The sequence below is a fragment of the Leisingera sp. ANG-M7 genome (genome assembly GCF_000813965.1).
Classification (GTDB): domain Bacteria; phylum Pseudomonadota; class Alphaproteobacteria; order Rhodobacterales; family Rhodobacteraceae; genus Leisingera.
This window is the reverse complement of the sequence record NZ_JWLI01000011.1, coordinates 153,007-167,060: the sequence shown is the minus strand read 5'-3', so window position 1 is coordinate 167,060 and position 14,054 is coordinate 153,007. Positions and strand designations below refer to the sequence as shown.

General features: G+C 60.4%; 11 protein-coding genes and 1 tRNA gene. 9 read left to right on the top strand and 3 right to left on the bottom strand.

Features of this window, described 5'->3' with window-relative positions; translation table 11 throughout:
• Positions 1-39: 39 nt before the first annotated feature.
• Genes RA26_RS14080 through RA26_RS14070 form a run of 3 tightly spaced genes read left to right on the top strand, consistent with a single transcriptional unit; the run spans position 40 to position 3,595 of the window.
• The gene (locus tag RA26_RS14080) at positions 40-765 is read left to right on the top strand and encodes a uroporphyrinogen-III synthase (RefSeq protein WP_039184451.1); all 726 of its coding nucleotides are present in this window, start codon (positions 40-42) and stop codon (positions 763-765) included.
• A gap of 51 nt (positions 766-816) precedes the next feature.
• On the top strand, positions 817-2,109 hold the full coding sequence (locus RA26_RS14075; protein WP_039184449.1) for a COG4223 family protein: 1,293 nt from the start codon (positions 817-819) through the stop codon (positions 2,107-2,109).
• Between the two features lie 10 nt (positions 2,110-2,119).
• Positions 2,120-3,595, top strand: coding sequence for a heme biosynthesis protein HemY (locus RA26_RS14070; protein ID WP_039184655.1), 1,476 nt, complete (start codon positions 2,120-2,122; stop codon positions 3,593-3,595).
• Positions 3,596-3,738: 143 nt separating this feature from the next.
• Here the strand turns inward: RA26_RS14070 and RA26_RS14065 are convergent.
• Positions 3,739-3,825, bottom strand: a tRNA-Leu gene (locus RA26_RS14065).
• Positions 3,826-4,042: 217 nt separating this feature from the next.
• On the opposite strand from RA26_RS14065, the gene hemN reads away from it, so the two are divergent.
• Positions 4,043-5,398: an oxygen-independent coproporphyrinogen III oxidase gene (hemN, locus tag RA26_RS14060; protein ID WP_039184445.1), complete on the top strand. Its 1,356-nt coding sequence runs from the start codon at positions 4,043-4,045 to the stop codon at positions 5,396-5,398.
• 145 nt (positions 5,399-5,543) lie between these two features.
• Here the strand turns inward: hemN and RA26_RS14055 are convergent, their stop codons facing one another.
• Together RA26_RS14055 and nirK are read right to left on the bottom strand one after the other, a co-directional pair.
• Entirely contained in the window at positions 5,544-6,338 is a 795-nt protein-coding gene (locus tag RA26_RS14055; protein ID WP_039184443.1) for an SUMF1/EgtB/PvdO family nonheme iron enzyme, read from the bottom strand.
• 75 nt (positions 6,339-6,413) lie between these two features.
• Positions 6,414-7,538, bottom strand: a complete 1,125-nt coding sequence (gene nirK / locus RA26_RS14050; RefSeq protein ID WP_039184442.1) for a copper-containing nitrite reductase — start codon at positions 7,536-7,538, stop codon at positions 6,414-6,416.
• Positions 7,539-7,833: 295 nt separating this feature from the next.
• Between nirK and RA26_RS14045 the strand changes: the two genes are divergently transcribed.
• The 5 genes from RA26_RS14045 to RA26_RS14025 all read left to right on the top strand — a co-directional run bounded on the left by RA26_RS14045 (position 7,834) and on the right by RA26_RS14025 (position 13,712).
• Positions 7,834-8,670, top strand: a complete 837-nt coding sequence (locus RA26_RS14045; protein WP_039184441.1) for a flagellar motor protein MotB — start codon at positions 7,834-7,836, stop codon at positions 8,668-8,670.
• A gap of 124 nt (positions 8,671-8,794) precedes the next feature.
• Positions 8,795-10,102 carry a flagellar hook protein FlgE gene (locus tag RA26_RS14040; RefSeq protein ID WP_039184440.1) on the top strand — a complete coding sequence of 436 codons (1,308 nt, stop codon included), beginning with the start codon at positions 8,795-8,797 and terminating at the stop codon, positions 10,100-10,102.
• Between the two features lie 47 nt (positions 10,103-10,149).
• Complete coding sequence (gene flgK / locus RA26_RS14035; protein WP_039184438.1) at positions 10,150-11,598, top strand: flagellar hook-associated protein FlgK; 1,449 nt, start codon at positions 10,150-10,152, stop codon at positions 11,596-11,598.
• 3 nt (positions 11,599-11,601) lie between these two features.
• On the top strand, positions 11,602-12,609 hold the full coding sequence (locus RA26_RS14030; protein ID WP_039184436.1) for a flagellin: 1,008 nt from the start codon (positions 11,602-11,604) through the stop codon (positions 12,607-12,609).
• Positions 12,606-13,712: a flagellar basal body P-ring protein FlgI gene (locus tag RA26_RS14025; protein WP_039184433.1), complete on the top strand. Its 1,107-nt coding sequence runs from the start codon at positions 12,606-12,608 to the stop codon at positions 13,710-13,712. Before RA26_RS14030 ends, RA26_RS14025 begins: the two co-directional genes overlap by 4 nt.
• The last annotated feature ends 342 nt before the right edge of the window (positions 13,713-14,054 follow it).

The window sequence follows — 14,054 nt, the reverse complement described above, 5'->3', positions numbered from 1 at the left end:
CCACCGAAGCGGGGTGCAAACAATCCCGGGAGCCTTTGGATGGTGCCATTGCTGATGACGCGCCCGCTGGCAGCGGCAAAGCGGTTTGCCGCCAGCCTGCCCGCAGAGGCGCTTGCCGGGCTGCAAGTGATCTATGCGCCGCTGATGGAGATCCAGCCGGTTCAGGCACCCGTCAGAACGCAGGGTGTAAAAGGGGTGATCTTCACCTCTGCCAACGGCGTTGAGGCCGCTTCACGTGAAACCACAGTTCGGTTGCCTGCCTATTGCGTCGGGAAACGCACGGCGCAGGCTGCGGCGGAACACGGGTGGCAGGCAGAGGCCCTGGGCCAGTGCGCCGACGAGCTGACGGTAACCTTGCTGCGGCAACGCCCGGATGCGCCGCTTTTGCATCTGCGTGGCGCCCATGCCCGGGGAAGCATTGCCCGGCGGCTGACGGAGGCAGGCCTCCCGTGCGATGAGCAAATCGTGTATGATCAGGCGCTTCTGCCGCTGACGGAGGAGGCGCAAACCGTGCTTGCTGCGCAAAACGGTGTGATCGTGCCGCTATTTTCACCCAGGACTGCGCGCCATTTTGCCAATCTGTGCGGGGACGCGTCGCATTTGCATCTGATTGCACTGAGCGAGGCTGTGGCGGAACCGTTGAAAGGCTTGAACTACAAGGCTTTCAGCGTAAGTAAAGCCCCGGATGCACCGGCCATGGCGGCAGCTGTCGTTGATGCCGCAGCGCAGCTGTCCCGGCTTGAGGGCCAGAGACGCGCGGAGTAGGGTCCAGCGTGTTCGCACGAATGTATTTTAGGAATCGAGGGGGAGGCCGGCGTGGCTGACAAGAAAAATCCGGAAGACGTGATTGAGCCCGGCCCCGGTGAAACCCAGCCGGCTGAAGATGCAGCAGAACCAACTGAACAGGATGCGGCGGAAGAATCCGGTACGGATTCTGTTGATTCCTCTGACACGGTAGAGCCTGCGGTTTCCGAGACCGAGACCGAGACCGAGACCGAGACCGAGACCGAGACCGAGACCGAGACCGAGACCGAGACCTTTGATCAGGACACCGCAGCGGATCGGGAAGAGGATTCGGTTGAACCGCTTGCCGCGGTTGAGGCTCCGCGTGAAATCGAACGCGTGGTGGAAAAGCGCGGCGGCTTCGGCTCTGCGGTGCTGGGCGGTGCCGTGGCGGCGTTGATCGGTTTTGTGGCCGGTCAGGGCGGCTGGCTCGACAGCGTTCTGCCCGCCTCCATGCGCGGCGGTGTTGATCTGACCGCGCTTGAGACTGGCCAGGCAAACCTGGAGGCAGTCCTTGCTGCATTGAAACAGCAGGTGGAGGCCACTCAGGCGCCCGACCTTGCGCCGCTTGCCTCCCGCATTGATGCCCTGGCCGCGGACATTGAACCGCTGAAAACCGCGCCGGCCCCGGATGCGGCTTTGCGGGCGGATCTGGATGCATTGGCGGCCCGTGTTGCCGCGCTGGAAACCCGGCCGCCCGAAGGCACCTCGCCGGAGGCTGTGGCCGCGTTTGAAGCTGAACTGGCCAAGCTGCAGGACAGCCTTGCCGCGCAGCGGTCCGAAGTTGAACAGATGCTGGCGGAGGCCCAGGCAATGGATGCCGCCAGCGCCGAGGCCGCGCGGATCGCCAGCGCCCAGACCCAGCTGGCGCAGCTGCGCTCTGCGCTGGACAGCGGCAACAGCTATGCCACCAATGTGCAGGAGCTTACAAACCTGGGTGTGGACGTGCCCGCAGCCCTGACCGGTCCGGCAGACAGCGGTGTTGCCACAATTTCCGCCTTGCGCGACAGCTTTGCCCCGGCGGCCCGGGATGCGCTGGCTGCGGCACGCGAGGAGACCAAAGGCAGCGGCGGTTTGCTGGACTACGTGAACCGGCACCTCGGTGCACGCTCGGTAACCCCGCAGGAGGGGGAGGGTCCGGACGCGGTCCTGTCCCGTGCGGAAGCCGCTGTGGCCGCAGGCAAGCTGCAGGATGCGCTGACCGAACTATCTGCATTGCCCGAAACGGCCCGTGCGGCCCTGTCCAACTGGGAAGCCGCGGCAAATGCGCGGGCGGCTGCTGTCACAGCAGCTGCTGAACTGGCCCAAAGCCTGCAAGCCAAATAAGGAAGCCGCCATGCTCTGGTCGTTGTTTAAGATCCTCGTATTTGTCGCAATTGTCGCGCTTCTTGCCTTTGGCGCCGGTCTGCTGATGGAAACAGCCGGCGGGGTGCAGATCACCGTTGCCGGCACGGAATACACCCTTGGCGCGCTGCAGTCCGTCATTGCGCTGGGCGTGCTGGTTGCTGGTCTGTGGCTGTTCCTGAAACTGCTGTCGCTGCTGGTCGCCACGCTGCGCTTCCTGAATGGCGATGAAACCGCGCTGTCGCGCTATTGGGACAAGGGCCGCGAGCGGAAAGGCTACCAGGCACTGTCCGATGGTCTGATGGCGCTGGCTTCCGGTGAAGGCCGCCTGGCGCTGGCCAAGGCGGCGCGGGCGGAGAAGTATCTGCAGAAGCCGGAGCTGACTGATCTTCTGGTCGCGCAAGCGGCGGAGATGAGCGGCGATACCCACAAGGCCGCGGAGGCCTACAAGCGTTTGCTCTCCAACCAGCCGACCCGCTTTGTCGGGGTGCGCGGGATCATGAAGCAGAAGCTCTCGGAAGGCGACACGGATACCGCCCGCCAGCTGGCCGAAAAGGCGCTGGCGCTGCGCCCCAAGCATGAGGAGGTGCAGGACACGCTGCTGCGTCTGCAGGCGCAGGCCGAAGACTGGGCCGGCGCGCGTAAGACGCTGTCGACCAAGCTCAAGACCGGCACCCTGCCGCGCGATGTGTACAAGCGCCGCGATGCAGTTCTGGCCTTGTCAGCCTCCAAGGGGGTGCTGGATGAGGGCGCAACCGTCGAGCAGCAGGAGCAGGCAATTGAGGCAAACCGCCTGTCGCCTGATCTGGTCCCGGCTGCGGCCATGGCTGCACGCGCCTATATTGCCAAGGGCAAGAAACGTCCGGCTGTCCGGCTGCTGAAGAAAGCCTGGGAAAGCCAGCCGCACCCGGATCTGGCGCATGCCTTTGCCGAAATCGAACCGGAGGAAACCGCCGCTGAACGCGTCAAGCGGTTCGATCAGCTGGCGCGTATAAAGCCGCTGAACGATGAGACCCGGCTGGTGATGGCAGAGCTGAACATCGTGGCCGAGGATTTCCCGGAAGCCCGCCGCTGGCTGCATGATCTGGCGAAACGGGCGCCGGACGCCCGCGCGCTGACGCTGATGGCTGCAATCGAACGCGGCGAAGGTGCCAGCGACAAGGTTGTGCAGGGCTGGCTGGCCAAGGCGCTGACCGCACCGCGCGGGCCCCAGTGGGTCTGCGACAGCTGCAACCACATACATGCCGAATGGGCGCCGGTCTGCGAGCATTGCTCCAGTTTTGACACCCTGTCCTGGAAGCGTCCGGAGACTCCGGAAGTGGCCAGTGTGGCTGCGGCCCACATGCTGCCGCTGATCACGGGCGCGCTTGAGGACAAAAGCGCGGAACCGGTCGAGGATGCGGAGATTGTCGAAGCCGCCGAGGATGCAGAGAGCGAGATTCAGGAAACGGTTAAACCGGTGAACTGAAGCCCGTTTCCATTCAAATGGCTATCCAAGAAAAAACGGCAGGCGCGTCCTGCCGTTTTTTTCAAGTCAGAGGTCTGCACAACACACGCCTGGGCTGGAACAGCAGCGATCTATGCGATCATAATTTAGAATATTCGGGGAGATGGTGCCCAGGAGGGGACTCGAACCTCCACGTCCATACGGACACTAGCACCTGAAGCTAGCGCGTCTACCAATTCCGCCACCTGGGCAGGTGTCGTGGAACCGGCGTATAAGCGGAGTCGCAAGCAGCGTCAAACGGAAAAATAGCCCTGCGGAAAAAATTTCCCATTTTTGGCCCTGGAAATATTTTATCATTTTAAACCAGTGCCTTGAGCAGAGTGTTTTGGGTTGCGCCCAATAAGGAATCCGGCCGCTGGTTTGATCCTGCGCAAAGTGGAGGATTCGGAAAAGGGGCATAGGAAAGTCATGATACAAGTTGACCGCCTCCAAGCCCTTGGGCTGTTTGACAGCCGGGTGCCCCGCTACACCTCTTATCCGACCGCGCCGGTGTTTTCCGCAGCCGTTGGCGCCGCGGAACAGGCCCGCGAACTTCAGGCGCTGGATCCGCAGGTGCCGGTTTCGGTGTACCTGCACATTCCGTTTTGCGAGCGGCTTTGCTGGTTTTGCGCCTGCCGCACGCAAGGAACCCAGACGCTGAGCCCGGTGGAAAGCTACATCGGCACGCTGGAGCAGGAACTGAAGCTGGTGGCACCGCTGTTGCCGGAGGGCTTGCGGATGGGGCGGATGCATTGGGGCGGGGGCACCCCGACCATTCTGCCGCCGCATCTGATTCACCGGTTGGCGCAGGCAGTGAAGGCAGTGTTCCAGCACACCGATGACTGGGAATTCTCGGTGGAAATCGATCCGACCATGGTAGACCGGGACAAGATCACCGCATTGGCGGCAGAAGGCATGAATCGGGCCAGCATAGGTATCCAGGATTTCGATCCATTGGTGCAGCAGGCGATCGGCCGGGAACAGCCGTTTGAGGTGACCAAGGCATGTGTCGAGGATCTGCGTGCGGCGGGGATCAATTCGCTGAATGCCGATCTGGTTTACGGCCTGCCGCACCAAACGCAGGCGCGGATGGCGGATACTGTGGAGAAGGTTCTGAGCCTCAGCCCTGACCGGCTGGCATTGTTCGGCTATGCGCATGTGCCCTGGGTGGCCAAACGGCAGAAACTGATCAAGGAAGAGACGCTGCCGGACGATCTTGCCCGCTATCATCTGGCCGCGCTGGCGGCGGAGAAGTTCGCCGAGGCGGGGTTCGCCGCCATCGGTATCGACCATTTTGCCAAACCTGGCGACGGACTGGAAACAGCTGCCCGCACTGGGCACCTGCGCCGGAACTTCCAAGGGTATACAGATGACACCTGCCCGACCCTGATCGGTTTTGGCGCGTCGTCGATCTCGCGCTTCGCAGGCGGATACATCCAGAACGCCGCGGCAACGCCTGCCTATGCGCAGCGGGTTGAGGCGGGGGTGCTTACTGGTGCGCGCGGCCATGTAGTGAGTCAGGAAGACCTGCTGCGGGGCCGTGCCATCGAGATGCTGATGTGCGAATTCCGGCTGGATCGGGCGGAATTGCGGCAGCGCTTCGGAGATCTGGCGGGAAGCCTGGATGCTGATCTGGCCCGGATTGCGGCCCGGTTCGGAGATCTGGTGTTCCTGGATGGGGACACGCTGGAAATACTGCCCGAGGGCCGGCCGCTGACCCGGATCATCGCCAGCTGCTTTGATGCCCACGTTCCTGAAGGCGTGCGCTACAGCCGGGCTTCCTGATCCGGTATCAAATTGCTACCTCCTGTTTCAGGACCTCCTGCGGGAGGTCCTTTTCAGTTAGGCGTGGCGCTGTGCTGCTGCACAGCGCGGCTGTCCGCATCACCGGATCCCGCTCGTTGGCACCGGGTCAAGGTCTGCGGCAATGTCATCCGTCCTTCACCAGCCGGAACCCCAGATAATCCGGCGGCAGTCCGACGGCGCAGCCGCCAACGCTGGCATCCCGGATGAAGTCGATCACCACTGCTCTGTGGCGGCCGCCGGTGATACGTGCGCTGCAGTATGGTTCGCCCAGATCAAGGCTGCCGTCTTTGGCGACTTCGCCGTTTTGCATGCAGCCGCCGGTCCATTCCCATATGTTGCCGCCAAGGCCGGTTAGCCCGTTACTGTTGGCTTCGGGTTCGCTTTTTGGATCCTGCGCGGGCCCCGGAAGTCCGCGCAACGTGACCCCGCGGGCATATTGGCGCAGCCAGCGCTGGGCGGGGTCGCCGCTGTCTGTTTCAACGGCCTCGTCGCCGAAAATTTCTGCTGCGGCCAGCTGCCATTCAGCCTCGTCCGGAAGACGCCAGCTGTGGCCGGTCTCCTGGGAGTACCACTGGGCATAGGCGGTCGCGTCGTGCCAGCTGACGTGTGTCTGCGCCTGTCCGCCGTCCGCCGGAACACTGTCTGCCTTTTTGCAGGCACCTGCTGCCACGCAAGCGGCGTATTCGCTGCCGGAAACTTGATGCTTCATGATCTCAAAAGCGGCCACTGGACGCAGCTGTTCCGGCGGCACCACGGTTTTGCCGTTGCGGTGAAAGTTCCCGATGGGGCGGTAGGCAATGGTATCCGCTGCGATGAATACGGTTTCCGTTCCCGGTGCCGGATCTTTGGCCGTTGAAAACCAAAAGCCCGGAACGCCAATAGCGGCGGCCAGTCCGGCGGCGATCAGCTCTATTTTCATGATAGCGTCCCTTCAAGCAAAAGCGGGCGGCCGCGTTGTGCAACCGCCCGGTCCAGTTTCATATCCAGCCGAAGGTCAGGAGCCAGAGTATTCGGTCGGGGCGACCACCTGTTCCATCAGGTCGTTGTTCCATTCGCCTTCGACCACCACGTGTGCGGTTGCACCAAGGTTCACAGCCTCGATCAGGTTGTGGTTCACATAGGCATAGACGCCTGGCTGCAGGAACTCATAGAGCGCTGCCCCGGCAGAGCCGCCGCGGATGAACCAGGTTTCCAGATCGCGGTCCGGCACGTTGTTGAACTTGCCGGCTTCCCAGACCAGGTCGCCGTGGCCGCCGATCAGGTGCGGACGGCTGTCGCGGTTTGCCTGGCTGTGCACGAACAGAACTTTCTCGCCCTGTTTCGCCTTCATGGCATTTTCGCCGGTAAGAGCGCCCACTGCGCCATTGAAAACAACATGGCTGGGGATCAGCCCGTTCATCACCTCAAGGGTGTCGGGATAGCTTTCGCCAACGTCCTCATAGCGGATGTAGTCGCCGTTCTCGTCCTTCGGAATGTAGAACTCGTTTTCACCGATGTAGTAAACGCGGTCGTATTTAACCGGATTGCCGTTGTGGTCCGACAGCCCTTCGCGCGGCAGCACCATGATGGTGCCAGCCATGCCCGAGGCGACGTGCCAGGGGATCATGGGGCCGCCCGGGGCGCAGTGATAGACAAAGGTGCCGGGGCGGGTGGCCTTGAAGCGCAGAACGGTCTTCTCGCCCGGGTTCACCAGGGTCAGCGCGCCGCCGCCCAAGGCGCCGGTTGCAGCGTGGAAGTCGATATTGTGCTGCAGCATGTTTTCCGGCGGGTTGACCAGGGTCAGTTCGACGTAATCGCCTTCATGCACCACCATCATCGGACCCGGGATGGAGCCGTCAAAGGTCATGCCCTGCAAGTAAGCGCCTTGGTCGACCTCGATCTCTTTCTCAACGATCTTCATCTCGAATTCGACGATGCGCGGTTCGCCCGGGGCGACCTGCTCGTGTTCATGTACGAAGGGCGGTGCGACCAGCTCGCGCTTGATGCGCTGGAGGCTGGACAGGTCCACAGGCGCGGCGGCCTCGTGAACAGTGGTGCTTTCGGCCTTGGCGGCTTTGGCAAGTACAGGCAGCGCTGCTACGCCGGCTGCCCCCATCAGTGCGGCTCTGCGGGTCAGCATGATATTCTCCTTTCGGTGTCTCATTTGCTGTGTTGCCCGGACTTTAGTTCCGTGGGCGGCGCCGGATATTGCTCTTGATCAACCTTCGATAAAATTCCTCGATGTCGAGATAAGAGGTTTTTAAGATGCAGGATTTAGGCCTGCCCAGTGGGAACAGGTCCTTGAGGCGAAGCGTAATAGGACCAGGTGGAATTTGGCGCGTCAGTCAGATGAACTGCCGGCAAATTTAATTGTTAAGTCCAGATTAACGGGCCGCCTGCTATCCCGGTGATGGGTGAAAATAGTGGTGGTGGATATGAGCGCACAGAGCAATGTGGCGCCCATTATCATCAAGAGGAAAAAAGTCAGTGGTGGCGATGGCCATCACGGCGGTGCATGGAAGGTGGCCTACGCCGACTTCGTGACCGCGATGATGGCCTTCTTCATGCTGATGTGGCTGCTTAACGCGACGACAGAGAAACAACGTAAAGGGCTGGCGGATTACTTCTCGCCGTCGATTCCGCTCAGCCGGATTTCCGGCGGCGGAAACGGTGCGTTCCAAGGGGACAGTATGTTCACTGAGGATATCCAGCCGAAATCCGGAACCGGGGCGACCGACATCAATCCGGCGAACGCTCAGAAGGCGCAGGGCGATACCGGTGTTGAATCTGACGACAAACGGGACCAGGAGGACGACAAGTTCCGCGCGATTGAGGAACAGTTGTCCGGGCGGGGCGGCGAGAGCATGGTGTCCACCGTGATGGCACGCCACATCGTGACACGGGTCACTGACGAAGGGTTGATAATTGAGCTGTTTGCCAGCGAGAACGCACCGCTGTTCGAAGAGGGCGGGGCAGACCCGACGGCCCTGTTCCGCGACCTGGTCAGAATGATTGCCCGTGTGTCTGGCGGTGTGACCAACCACATCGCAGTTGGCGGCCATATCCGGTCGCATCCTGTGGTGCTGGCAAAGAACCCGGTTTGGGAACTGTCTCATGACCGCGCGGATGAAACCCGCAAGCTTCTCGAATCAGGCGGGATGGCGGCGTCCCGAATTGAGCGCGTGACGGGCCACGCCGACCGCAAGCTGGCGGTCAGCAACCCCATGGCGGCGCGCAACGACAGGGTCGAAATCATCCTTTTGCGGGAATAAAACGCTGAAAACCAGAAAACCGGCGGCTGACGGATGAGTCATATTTTATCTGTTAGCCGCCCGTTAATCGCTCATGCGCTAGCTGTTGCATCCAGAATGATTAGATGCAGCAGAAAGGCGTGCTATGACCATTTCTTCGTCGCTGAACGCGGGCGTTTCAGGATTGAGCGCCAACGCCAGCCGGTTGGCTTCCATCTCCGACAACATCGCCAACTCCTCGACACGCGGTTACAAGCGGGTTGAGACAGATTTCCATTCCATGGTCCTGTCCGGCTCTGGCGGCACCTATTCGGCGGGCGGTGTACGCACCACCAATGTCCGCCTGATTGATGAGCGCGGGCCGCTGGTCTCCACCAATAACGCAACTGACCTCGCCGTCCGCGGCCGCGGCATGCTGCCGGTGGCTTCGATCACTGAAGTGGAGGCTGGAGGCAGCCCGACCATGCTGCTGACCTCAACCGGATCCTTCCGGACCGACTCGAACGGGTATCTCTCAACAGAGTCTGGTTTGGTTCTCATGGGCTTCCCGGCATCGGCAGATGGCACAATTCCGGATGTAGCGCGTGATACCAGCAACTCTCTGGAGCCGATCCACATCGATCTGAACCGACTGTCGGCGGAACCGACGACCGAGATCAGCCTGACCGCGAACCTGCCGGCTTCGGAAACTGACCCTGGCGCAAGCGGCGATCCGGTGGAGCATGTTGTTCAGTACTTTGACAACATGGGCCGGTCCGAGGAACTGGCGATCACCTATACACCGACGGTTGCAGTGGCACCTGCAACGACCGGCACCAATGAATGGACGATGCAGATCGTCGATTCGGCAACTGGCGCCACGGTGATCGGCGAATACACCCTGACGTTTGACGACAGTGCGTCCACTGCCGGCACGCTTCAAAGCGTGGCCACTGTGACCGGTGGCGCCTATGATGCCACGGCTGGCTCGGTCACCATCACCACCGCCAGCGGTCCGGTTGAGATCAATATCGGGGTTATCGGCGAACAGAACGGGATGAGCCAGCTGGGCGACGAGTTCGTTCCTGGCACCACCGTGAAGGACGGTACCGCGGTTGGCTCCTTTGTGTCCGTTGAAATCAACGAATCCGGGGAAGTTATTGCGAAGTATGACTCGGGCGACACCAAGGTCATCTACCAGGTACCGCTGGCCGATGTTTCGAACCTGAACGGCATGCAGTCTCTGGATTCCCAGACTTACAAGCCGACTGATGACTCCGGGGCGTTCTACCTGTGGGATGCCGGCGATGGCCCTACCGGTGAAATCCTGGGCTATGCCCAAGAGGAATCGGCAGTCGATGTCGCAACTGAGCTCACCGACATGATCCAGACCCAGCGTGCCTATTCGTCCAACGCCAAGGTCATCCAGACCGTTGACGAGATGCTGCAGGAAACCACCAACATCAAGCGCTAAGGCGCTTGATGGTCCCCTGACACTGGCTTCATGAAAGCAGGCTGAAAATGTCAATCTATTCCGCCCTTAACAGCGCGATGAGCGGTTTGTCTGCGGCCAGCCGGTCTTCGCAGATCGTTTCAGAGAACCTCGCAAACGCTCTAACGCCGGGCTACACGCGCCGGGTTCTGGATCTGAACAGCCCGGGCGCGGGCGTTCCCGGGGTCCGGATTGGCAATGTCGAGCGCTTGAATGACCCGGTCGTGATTTCCAATCGAAGGGTAGCCGAGGCTGAATACGGCGCGGCTAAGATTCAGGCCGATTTCTTCGATCGGATGTCGGATCTGGTCGGCACCGTCGATGACGAGATGTCGCTGGCGTCCCAGCTGTCGGAATTTGAATCTTCTCTGATCGAGGTTGTTTCCCGTCCGGACTCGCAGCCACGCCTCAATGACCTGTCGGTAAAGGCGGAGACCCTGGCAGATTCAATCTCCCGAACGGCAGAAGGGTTGCGCGACCTGCGGATCAACGCGGACAGTGCGATCAACAGCCAGGTCGACACCGTGAACCAGGCGTTGAAGGAAATCGAGAAGCTGAATGCGCGCATTATGGTCGTGGAAGCAGGCGGCATGGATGCCGTCTCGATGCACGACCAGCGGGACCAGCTGATCGACCAGGTGAACAACATCATTCCGGTCAATGTGGTCCGGCGCGATAATGGACAGGTGACGCTGTATTCAACCGGCGGAGTGAGGCTGCTGGATGGTAAAGCGTCTGAGCTGAGCTTTAACCCGTCGCGGGATATCATGCCGCATATGACGCTTGGCAATGGCATGCTGTCCGGGCTTGAGGTCGACGGAAGGGTTATTGACACCGGCCCTGACGGCCCGCTGCGGGGCGGCACACTGACCGCGCAATTCGAAATCCGGGATGTGACCGCGGTGGAAGCCCAGGAAGACCTGGATGCGATGGCGCGCGATCTGATCGAACGGTTCCAGGACCCGGCTTTGGACGGCACGATCGGGGTGACCGATGCAGGTATCTTTACTGACGATGGCGGCTTCTTTGATCCTGCCAACACCATCGGTATATCCAACCGGATCGAGTTGAACGATCTGGTGTCCCTGACAGGCAGCGCAGAGACATGGCGGTTCCGCGACGGGCTTTATGCCGCCACCCCAGGTGATCCTGGCGATTCGAGCCTGTTGCAGGCCTATTCCGACGCGCTGAACACCACCCGCACGGTGTCTTCGGTTGGTCTTGGAACATCGGACCTGACAGCAAGCACTCTAAGCGCGAACCTGTTGTCGCGTTTCGCACAGGACAATGAAACAGCTTCACGCGGTTCGGCCTTTGCGGCCACCAGCTTCAATGAGCTGAGTCAGGCGGAGCTTGCGCTCGGTGTCGATACCGATGCCGAGCTGCAGAACCTGATGCTGGTGGAAAAATACTATGCCGCCAATGCCCGGGTCATCTCCGTTGTTGATGAACTTATGGAAACGCTTTTGAGGATCTGACGCATGATTATTAATTCTTATGGCGATATGGCGCAGCACCTCTTTCTCCGCGGCCGGAATGCGGATCTCAAGGAAAACGTCACCATTCTTTCCGAGGAGTTTGCAACCGGGAAAACCTCGAACCTGACTGAGCGCCTGGGGGGAGATTTCACCTATCTGGCGGACCTGGAAAGCAATTTGAACCGGCTCGACAGCTACATGGTCACCAATAGCGAGGTGCAACTGTTTGCCACCACTATCCAGGGCAGTCTTGAAAAGGTTCAAGGCCAGGTTCAGGCGATGCGCAACGATATCCTGACACTGTCCCCAGCGATGGATGAGTACAATGCTGAACAGTTCGGCAGCCAGGCCCGGCAAAGAATGTCCAGTGCCATCAATATGATGAATACCTCTGTCGGCGGCCGGACTATCTTTGCCGGCACAGCAACGGATACTAAACCGCTCAACAATTCCGGGACGCTGATGAGTGCCATTCTGACGGAAGTGTCGGGGCTGACAACAGCCAACGACATTATTCAGGCGGTCAAGGACTGGTTTGATGATCCGGCAGGTTTTGACGCTGTCATGTACAATGGTTCTGCAACAGCTCTGCAGCCAGTGACTGTGGGGGAGGGCGAACAGGTCTCTCTGGGCCTCCAGGCCACAGATCCCAACCTCAAACACACACTGCAGAGCTATGTCATCACAGCGCTAGCAGATGAGCCGAGCCTGGGCTTAACTGAAGACGTTAAGATCGATCTGGTGATCGAAGCCAGCAGCGAGCTGACCGAAAGCGAAGACCGGTTGATCAAGGTTCAGGCCGATGTCGGTTTTATCGAGGGCCGCCTGGATGCAATAAGCACCCGCAACGAAGCGTCGAAAACGAGCCTGAGCATCGTCAAGAACAACTTGGTCTCAGCCGACCCGTATGAAACCTACACCCGGTTGCAGGAAGCACAGACACAGCTCGAAGGTATCTATACTATCACCGCGCGAAGCTCGCAGCTGTCCCTGCTGAAGTACATCTCATGATCAGAACTCTCCGCCTTCTCATCGCTTGCCTGTTTCTGCTGCCTGCAGTGGCCCAGGCCAATGCCATCCGGCTCAAGGATCTGGTCGAGTTTGATGGCGTCCGCGGCAATGATCTGGTCGGCTACGGTCTGGTTGTTGGCCTGGATGGCACCGGTGACGGTTTGCGCAACTCGCCCTTCACCGAAGAAATCATGTCCAACATCCTGGAACGTCTCGGCGTCAACGTGACCGGGGAGCAATTCCGGCCGAAGAATGTTGCGGCGGTCTTTGTGACTGCGACGCTGCCGCCGTTTGCGCGTGTCGGCAGCACAATCGATGTGACAGTGTCTGCAATCGGCGACTCCAAGAGCCTTCTGGGCGGTACCCTGATTATGACCCCGCTGAATGCGGCGGATGGGCAGATCTATGCCGTGGCTCAGGGAACGATCCTGGCTGGCGGCGCGGTAGCTGAAGGAGAAGCAGCAGTCGTTACCCAAGGGGTGCCGACTGCCGGGGTAATCCCGTCGGGTGCCCGGGTTGAGCGGGAAATTGACTTTGACCTGGCGTCGCTCAATTCCATGCGGCTGGCGCTGAGGGAACCGGATTTCACCACTGCAGGGCGCATAGAACGCGCAATCAACGCGGAATTTGGTGGCAACGTTGCCCTGATGCGGGATTCCGGCACGGTTGAGGTTGACATTCGCCGCACCAACACACGCTCGACCGCTCATGCTGTAGGACGGATCGAAAACATTCTGGTTGAGCCCCAGCGCAAGGCGCGCGTTGTGGTCGATCAGCGCTCCGGCACGATTGTGATGGGCAGTGATGTGCGGATTTCCCGCGTCGCCGTGGCTCAAGGCAATCTGACATTGCGGATCGAGGAGACACCGCTGGTCGTGCAGCCCAACCCCTTCTCTGATGGTGAGACAGTTGTTGTGCCGCGCACTGGCGCCGCAATCGAGGAAGAAGAAGGAATACAGCTGGCAGAAGTTCCTGAAACAACGTCGCTGTCCGAAGTTGTCGCCGGTCTGAATGCCCTAGGCGTATCGCCGCGGGACATGATCGACATTCTCAAAAGCCTGAAGGCGGCGGGAGCCTTGCACGCAGAGTTTGTGGTCCGCTGACCCTGGTCTTCTTACGACGCTTGCCCCGGCCTTTCTTGTAAGGGCCGGGTATTTTGCTGTCTGGTGATGCCGTCTGACGCAGTTTGGAAGAGAAAGCTGCTCAGCAAAGGCCGGTTTGCTCTCATCGTTCACTAGCGGCCGGATCTGCCTGTGGTGGCAGGTGTGTTCAACGGGAGCTGCGTAAACTGGCCGTCTTGGCCGAGCAACATGGGCGGTCCCGAACCAAGATGAATGTCCGAACTGGCACGTATTATTTCAAGAAGCGTAAGCGGCTGTGATTCCGGATACACATTTAAACACAGCCGGGCAGCAGCAGGTTCCATTTCTGGTGCGGTTTGCAGA